Raw genomic sequence first — 7,773 nt, 5'->3', positions numbered from 1 at the left:
CTCCCCCACTGCCCAGCCCCCCACCAGCCGGGTCCCCGCCCCCACCCCCAGCGCCACGAGCACCCGAGCGCCTGCCGTCGAGCGCATTGCCAACGACTCCGCCATGAGCACCCTGCTGTCCGCAGCGGGGGGCACTCTGGTCGCCGGTGGCGTCGTACTGATGCTCCGGCGACGGCGCGCCCTGCAGCGGCGCCAGCGTGAAGACGGCACGGCCATCGTGATGCCCACCGGTCGTGCAGCGGTCACCGAGCAGGCACTGCGCAGCAGGGACTCAACTACGGAACTGCTGCTTCTGGATACCGCGCTGCGTACGCTCGCCTCCCACCTTGCTGCGCAGGAACGGGCGCTGCCTCCTCTGGTCGCCATTCGGCTGGGTGCGGAGGGCGTCCTGCTGCACCTGTCCGAGACCGCGAACGACAGTGACGGGCAGCTCCCGCTCGGCGCGGCGGCTCCGTTCACCGCGGTCAAGGACCGCTCCGGGGTGTGGTGGTGCCCCGCTGACTCCACCGAGCTCCTGGACAGCGACGAGTTGGCCGAGGTCGCCGCTCCCTACCCAGGGCTCGTACCTCTGGGGGAAGACACAGGCGGCGGGGTCCTCCTCATCGACCTGGAGGAGTTCGGTGCGCTGCACCTGACGGGAAGCCGCCGCCTGCAGATGCTGCGCACCTTGGGTGTCTCGCTGGCGTTGTCTCCGCCGGGGCAGGTGGATGTCCTGGTCGCGGGTGAGGACACCGCCCCGGGGCTGTCGCTGCTCGACGCCCAGCGGGTGCAGCCGCATCCAGACCTCGAAACGGCCACCGCCGCAGCGGGTGCACACCATGGGGACCAGCAGCGGCTCATGGCCGAGGTGGATCTGCCTGATCTGTTCCACGCCCGGGTGTCGGATGACGCCGAGGAGTTCCAGCCCCTGGTGGTGCTCTGCGATCTCGACACCTGCCCGGCTCCCCAGGCCGTGAGCCGCCTCGACAGCATCTTGGATGCTGAGCTGCTGTCGTCCACGGCGGTGATCACCAGCGATGCGCAGCCCGCCCGTGCCGCCGCCGGCGAGGTGTGGGAGATCGACACCGATACCCCTACCCTGGCGGTGCCGAACACTACGCTGCACTGCGTGCTGTCGATGTGCAGCGACGACGAATACGCCGACATCCTCACCCTCGCAGTGACAGCGGACTCCCCCACCGGCGTACCCGCCACAGAGCCCGTCCCTCTGGCCAAACTCCTGCCCCGGTCTCGAACCCGCCACCGCCGCTGTTCCTTCACCGCAGCCGCCCTCGGGTACAGGCCCGGCGGCGCCGAGTCTGCTGTCCGTCCTCGCCGAACTCGACGAAGATCCCGAAGACGCAGGAGAAGAGGACGATCAAGAGGAGGACGGGTCTGAAGACGACGGCGAAGCCGTTGTGGAGACTTCGGTCACCATCCGCCCTTCCTCGTCCGCTGCCGGCGCCACGAGCGGCAACACCGGCGTCACTCTGGTAGTGCCGGTGATGCCTGCCTCCGCGGCGCCGGGGCATGTGGTCCTGCCCTCCTCGCGGGCCCTGCCACAGATCAGCGTCCGGCTTCCCAGCACCCTCCCGCCCACTCCCCCGGCCCAACCTCCCGCCAACGCTGTTGCATTCGCCGCCGGTACACCCGGGGCAGAACTACGGGACGCCGGCTTCCCCCAGGACCGGCCCGTGGTCAGCATCCTGGGCCCGGTGGCGGTCACCGGCGCCCGCGGCACGATCGACTCCAACCGCCGCACCCGGGCCATGGAACTGGCCGCGTTCCTCGTCCTCCACCCCGGCGCCACGGCCCCACAGATCGACGAGTCCTCTCCCCCCGCGGCGGACTGACCAACCCCAAGACCCGCAACACCCGCCTGCGTGATGTGCGGCGGTGGCTCGGCCTCGACGATGGGGGCCAGCCCTACTTCCGCCGCATGACCAAACACGCCGAAGGCCACCGGCTCGTCGGAGTGGAATGCGACTGGATCCAGTTCCAGCTCCTCCACGACATCGCCCTCCAGGTCCCCCGCGACCAAGTCCAGGGCCTACTGCGCCGCGCCCTCGAACTGGTCCACGGCCGCCCCTTCTCCGGCGTCAGCCCCACCTACTACAGCTGGGCCGAACCAATCGTGGAGGACATCAACGACAAAGTCGTCAACACCTCCAGCCTCCTGGCGAACTGGTACCTCGAAGACGGAGACGGCCCAGGCGCACTATGGGCAGCCAGCCGCGGCCTGGAAGCAGCCCGGGAACGCGAAGAACTCTGGCGCCACCGCTTCCACGCACTGGCCCTCCTCGGTGACCACACCGGCCTCGAAGAAGCCATCCAACGACTAGAAACCCTCCTCACCGACCACGGATGGGCCATGGAAGAAAAAACTCCGAAACCATTCACATGCTGCAAAACACCCGCCCCTAACCCACCGCCGAAAGGGGGCGGGACTCCCAAGCCGGGATCCCACCCTCCCGTTCCCGACCAGATCCCGGCACCGCAACGCGGCCTCCAGGCCACAGCCATCACACCCGCGATCACGCACAGCCCCGGCGCTCAAGCCCCTCATCAGCGGTCCGTCGATGCCTCCGGGCCCGGTGACCACCCCCGCATCACGGACAACAGGGGGAAGTGATGCCGGACCCGAAGGCTGGTAGCCCCATTGCGCATCGGCACTGAGCGGCTCCGGCCGTCAGGTGAGCGGCTCAGGCGCGGGTACCGGACCGGGCAGTGGACCGGGGTGGGGCCCCGGCTCCGGGCGGGGACCGCCCGGCTGGGGGTCCGGCCCAGGCTGCGGCGGAGTCGGCGGCACCGGGTCAGGACCGCCCGGCCCGGGCACCGGACCGGGCGCGGGGCCCGGTTGCGGGCCAGGACCGGGCCCAGGTGTCGGGGTGGGGCTCGGCGGTACCGGATCGTTGGGCGGCGTACCCATGGTCACCTCTTTGCGTCGGCGTTCGGGGCCCGGGGCAGGCGGTGGTGCCGGCCGGCCGGGAAGGACAGGCGCCTCAACGGGCGCCGGCTGCGGCTACGACGGGCCCGGGCGAGTCGGATGCCCGGTCCGTACGTCGCTTCCCATGATCACACCAGCTCCCTCGATCGGAAGGGACGGAACTCCCTCCCTCTTCGGGTGCCCGAGGAAGCCCCGCCCATGCCCTCGCCCCGTCTCCCGGCAGGCACACACCCCTCGTACGGGTGATAGCCGATCCAGTGCCTGAAAACCGAGTACACGCGAGAGGACGGCCCCGGCAGGCCCGCCCCGCCAAGGCAGCAGCGGCGACAAGCCTCTGGTCGCGTCGGATGCTCAGGGACGATGGGGTACGCCTGGCAGCAGACCCGGCAGGCGAAGTGTCTTTATCCGTCCTAATTTGTCATCGTCACCTATTCCCCACTCAGAAGGACAGGTCATGGCTGACAAGGGCCGCACGGACAAGATCAAGGGCAAGGCGAAGGAAACGGTCGGCAAGGTGACCGGGAACGACCGGATGAAGGCCGAAGGGAAGATGGACCAGGTTGAGGGCAAGGCGAAGGAAGCCGCGTCCGACGCCAAGGGCTCCCTGCGCGGCAAGCGCGACGAACACTGAACCATCAGCTGGAAGAAGGGTCCGCTTCCCAAGGAGGCGGGCCCTTCTTCCATCCCCGCCCCTGGAAACCGCTCCATATGCGCGCTGTGCCGATGCGACGCGCCGGACGAGGTCCACAGCAAGCTGACTGGCCGCGTATCCGTGATGCGTGGTGTCGCGGGATCCCAGCCTCTTCGAGTGGTCGACTGTCCGCGGGACCTCGGTCCGGTCATATGGCATGGACCTGCTGCGCTGGTGGCGGTTCCTGTGGGCGCTCGACATCGAGTGGAACCGGGCAACTCGTGCGGATGCACGGGACTTCACCCGGTGGATGCACATCGCGAACAAGCCGCAGCGCCTGCACTGGAGACACCGCGACGCGGGCTACTCCGAGAAGACGGCGCTGAAGCCGCGGACGACGCGGAAGAAGATCCCTGGCACGACGAACGCCATCACGGGCAAGGTCTCGCCCGGCCCGCAGTACGCCGCGAGGACGCGGGCACACTGCGAAACCGTGCTGCGCACGTTCTACGACTTCCACCAGGACGAAGGCACCGGGCCCATCATCAACCCGTTCCCGCTTGACCGTTCCCGCCGCAGCAGCCGCGCGAACGCCCACCACAAGCCTGACCAGCCATTTAAGCCGGAACGGGCAGGCCGCTACCGGCCGACCATCCCGAAGCGTGCACCCCGCAGCATCCCCGACGAGATGTTGAATGCCCTCTTCGCTGCACTCCGCCACAACAGGGACCGCGCCCTGCCGGCCTTCTGGGTCTCCAACGCTGCCCGCGCCGAAGAGCTCCTCACCAGTCGGCAGCGTGACGCCCCTCCCGGTCAGCAGTTGATTGGCGTGATCCGGAAGGGAACCCGGGCCCACCAGCAGCTTCCCTGCTCAACCGACGCCTTCGTCTGGCTGCGGCTCTACCAGGAGGAGGCCCGGCGAGACGGCGTCCCGCACGGCAAGAACCTGCCGTTGTGGTGGACGCTGTGGCGACCATGGCGTCCACTGAACTACGACGCGGCACGGGCAGTGTTCAACCGGACCCACGATCTCCTCGGCTCGAGCTGGACGCTCCACGATCTACGCCACACCCCGCCCTACCGACTACTCGCTCGCGACCCCAACATGCCCCTGACAGACGTCCAATGGGTCCTCGGTCACGCACATCTGACGACCACACAGCTCTACCTTCCGGCCAGTCAGGACGAGGTAATCGAACGCGTCCGCGCCCATCACGCACGCCGAACCGAGCAGCGCGATCGGCCGCCGGCACCACCGGCCCCCGGCTACAACCCCGACTCGCTGAAGACTCTCTTCGGGAACTCATGGTGACGAGCACTGAGACCCTGGACGCCCCGACCGCCATCCGAGACGCTCAGCCACTCGCCGACGAGGCTCTCCGGGCCGCCAAGAAACGGTTCCCACCGCGGCCTTACACGGACGACTGGGCGGCTGCCACCAGCCAGTCCTATGACGAGGCGTAGGCGGCGTACATCAGCACGTACATCAGCCCGGTGTTCGTCGCCCGGCTGAACCGGCCTCCGCTTCGGGCCGCGAGCGAGAACACCCACTTCTACCGGCGCCGGGGCGCAACACTCATTCTCCACTGGCTCCTCGTCCTGGCTCAGCGGCTTCCGGTTCTGGCCAGTCGGCCCTTCAGCTTGCCTTCGCCGCTGTGGACGCTTTTTGTGACGGCCGGCCATGTTCAAGCAAGCAGGGAGCAGGAGCACCCCAGCCGGCCCATCGGCCGGACCCGTACCCGGGCGCGTCACGGCGTCGCGGAGTGAACCGTCAATGCGACTCCCCGACGGTTCACTCCTGGGGGTGTGCCTCGGGAAGGGCCGGGCATGCGTTCCCGTCGTTCCAGCTGGGCGCCAGGCGGCGGAGGAACCGTTTCCGTCGCCCTGTCCGGTGCGGGAGGGTTCCCCCACCGGGCGGCTTTCCGCCCGTTCGGCGATCAGATTCCTGCGGCGCACGTACGCCGGGTCTGCGAAGCCGGGATGCTCCCCGGCGCAGCCCACCGTGGTGCCGCCCGCGTCCAGCGGGGTCAGACTCATCCAATCGATCATGAACGGCATCGTGGACCGCCACCCGCTTCACCGGGCTGGCCTCGCCGTGGACCTCACCCACACCAGCGACCCGGCACCCGGCCGCGAGCACTCACCGATTCGGCTCGCCCATGTTCTAGTCCAGGTGCGCGGCTCCCGGCCGATGGTGCCCGTCCCGGGTCCCGGTGCAAGCCGTTGCGCGAACAGAATCACAACCGGAGGCCGCGAAACGATGCTTCGCCGTTACCGTGCCGTGGGGTGCCTTTCCGGTCGGTCAGGTGCTTGGACGGCGGGTACGCGCACGGAGAGGAGGGCGACATCGTCGTCGTTGTCCGAAGGTCGCACCTCTTCGATGAGCCGTTCACATAGGACGCCGAGAGTGTGGTGGGCGGCAGCCGCGGCGTAGCGGCGGAGTCGGGCGAGACCGTGGTCGATGCCGTGCTCCCGGGACTCGATAAGCCCGTCGGTGTACAGGAGCAAGGTCGAGCCGGGCGGCAGGTGGACGCAGTCACGTCCCCGGGCGACGCTGATGCCGGTGCCCAGGAGCACACTGTTCGGAGTGTGCAGGTATTCGGCGCGGCCGTCGTGGGTGAGCAGCAGGGGCGGCAGATGGCCGGCGTTGGTCCACTCCCAGGTCCAGCCGGCTTGCGGAGAGAAGGCAAGGCGGCCCAGGACGAGGGTGGCCGTGGCCAGGTCGGTGGCGCGCGCCATCACCTGGTCGAGCTGACCGACCGCGTTGGGCGGGTGCGGCTCGGACCATGCCAGGGCACGGAGCATATTGCGCAGCTGCGCCATGCGGGCGGCCGCCTCCAGATCGTGGCCGGCGACATCGCCGATGACCAGGCCGGTTGTATCGTCGGGAAGCGGGAACGCGTCGTACCAGTCGCCTCCGACCTGCGAGGCGTCGGGCGCAGGCAGGTAACTCGCATGCAGCTCGACCCCTGGTACATCGGGCAGGCGAGGCAACAGGTGGCGCTGCATGGTTTCGGAGATCCGACGCTGGCGCTGGTAGAGACGTGAGTTGGAGATGGCCAGTCCGGCGCGGCGTGTGATGTCTTCCAGCAGCGACAGGTCACGGGTGGCGAACGGCACAGGGTTGTGGCCCCGCCCCAGGGTGAGGGCACCGAGGACTTCGCGGGGGCCGCGGATCGGGGCGATGGCAGCCGAGTGCATGCCGGTGGCGGCGAACAGCTCGTGCTGGACGACGGCGATACCGGAGTCGGGCTCGCCCTGGTAGACCTGCGGCCCGGCCAGGGAGGCGCCGCTGCCGCGCAGGGCCCGTGACAGAGGCAGGGGGGACTGCGCAGTGACGGCGGGGATCGGCCCCTCCAACTCCGGGCGCCTGAGCAGACGGCCTGCCTGGTGCTCGACCACATGGGTGCGTCGGATGTCGCCGCCGTCCGCTATCAGGTCCACGATCATCCAGTCGGCCAGACGGGGAAGCACCAGGTGCGCCAGCCGGTCGACGGTCTCCTGCTCGTTCAGCGTCGAGGTCAGCGAGGTGGTGGTCTCGGCGAGGAGCGCGAGGCGGTCGAGCTCCGGCAGTGTGCCCTCGGCCTCGGCGCTCACCTCGACCGGACAGGGGTGGAAGAGCACCAGTGTGCCGGAGTCGTTCCCGGCAGGGTAGGGGATGGCAGTCCAGTGGACCGGCAGCAGCAGGCCGTCTCCGCGCAGGAAGCACAGGCTCTCGCCGCTGCATGCGGCGCGAGACAAAACCGCGTCCATGACCGGGCACAGCGCCCGGGGGCCGGTATGGCCGCCGGAGTCGCGATGCAGCAGCTCGTGGTGGTCGCGGCCCAGCGCGGCTTCGAGAGTGAGGCGCAGCAGCTTCAGGGCACAGTCATTGACCGAGACGATCCGGCCCGTCTCGTCCACCACATAGCCGCCGAGCTCACCGACAGCGGGAGCAGTGACTGTCGGTATGGCTCGCGCCGGGTCCTGCCTTCGCATACGGTTGCACCTTTCGCGCCTCGGATCGACAGGTCCACAGAACCGTCTCAGTAGATCACGCGGCTTGGACGGACGGGAGCGCCCCGCACCCCTGCAGGACGAGGGGCCTGCCCCTGGACCCCGGAACCGATTCCCGGAACCGATCGTGCACACGGACCTGCGGTTTGGCACGAATGTCCTTTGTCCAGGTCTCGCCAGGCACAATCCGGTAGACCGTGTTCACGGTGATCTTGAATTT

The 7,773-nt window shown here is 69.0% G+C and carries 6 protein-coding genes; 5 read left to right on the top strand and 1 reads right to left on the bottom strand.

The window, feature by feature from the left end:
- The first annotated feature begins 103 nt into the window (after positions 1 to 103).
- The 5 genes from IF00_RS42950 to IF00_RS41785 all read left to right on the top strand — a co-directional run bounded on the left by IF00_RS42950 (position 104) and on the right by IF00_RS41785 (position 4,869).
- Complete coding sequence (locus tag IF00_RS42950; protein WP_030325205.1) at positions 104 to 1,378, top strand: hypothetical protein; 1,275 nt, start codon at positions 104 to 106, stop codon at positions 1,376 to 1,378.
- A 295-nt stretch (positions 1,379 to 1,673) separates the two neighbouring features.
- On the top strand, positions 1,674 to 1,832 hold the full coding sequence (locus tag IF00_RS45860; protein WP_158710558.1) for a hypothetical protein: 159 nt from the start codon (positions 1,674 to 1,676) through the stop codon (positions 1,830 to 1,832).
- An 86-nt stretch (positions 1,833 to 1,918) separates the two neighbouring features.
- Complete coding sequence (locus tag IF00_RS45340; protein ID WP_158710557.1) at positions 1,919 to 2,611, top strand: bacterial transcriptional activator domain-containing protein; 693 nt, start codon at positions 1,919 to 1,921, stop codon at positions 2,609 to 2,611.
- 769 nt (positions 2,612 to 3,380) lie between these two features.
- Positions 3,381 to 3,557, top strand: a complete 177-nt coding sequence (locus IF00_RS0135055) for a CsbD family protein (protein ID WP_030325203.1) — start codon at positions 3,381 to 3,383, stop codon at positions 3,555 to 3,557.
- A gap of 217 nt (positions 3,558 to 3,774) precedes the next feature.
- Entirely contained in the window at positions 3,775 to 4,869 is a 1,095-nt protein-coding gene (locus IF00_RS41785) for a site-specific integrase (protein ID WP_078944976.1), read from the top strand.
- Between the two features lie 959 nt (positions 4,870 to 5,828).
- On the opposite strand, the gene IF00_RS0135035 is transcribed toward IF00_RS41785, so the two are convergent.
- Positions 5,829 to 7,535: a SpoIIE family protein phosphatase gene (locus tag IF00_RS0135035; RefSeq protein ID WP_051820774.1), complete on the bottom strand. Its 1,707-nt coding sequence runs from the start codon at positions 7,533 to 7,535 to the stop codon at positions 5,829 to 5,831.
- Positions 7,536 to 7,773 lie beyond the last annotated feature (238 nt).

Source organism: Streptomyces flavochromogenes (assembly GCF_000717595.1).
Lineage (GTDB): Bacteria > Actinomycetota > Actinomycetes > Streptomycetales > Streptomycetaceae > Streptomyces > Streptomyces flavochromogenes.
The sequence above is the reverse complement of the archived record's forward strand: the minus strand, read 5'-3'. Positions and strand labels throughout refer to the sequence as shown.

Excerpts from the sequence above, each read along its gene's own strand:
- IF00_RS45340 (WP_158710557.1), top strand. The coding sequence starts at position 1,919 with ATGACCAAACACGCCGAAGGCCACCGGCTCGTCGGAGTGGAATGCGAC.
- IF00_RS42950 (WP_030325205.1), top strand. The coding sequence starts at position 104 with ATGAGCACCCTGCTGTCCGCAGCGGGGGGCACTCTGGTCGCCGGTGGC.
- IF00_RS41785 (WP_078944976.1), top strand. The coding sequence starts at position 3,775 with ATGGACCTGCTGCGCTGGTGGCGGTTCCTGTGGGCGCTCGACATCGAG.
- IF00_RS0135035 (WP_051820774.1), bottom strand. The coding sequence starts at position 7,535 with ATGCGAAGGCAGGACCCGGCGCGAGCCATACCGACAGTCACTGCTCCC.
- IF00_RS0135055 (WP_030325203.1), top strand. The coding sequence starts at position 3,381 with ATGGCTGACAAGGGCCGCACGGACAAGATCAAGGGCAAGGCGAAGGAA.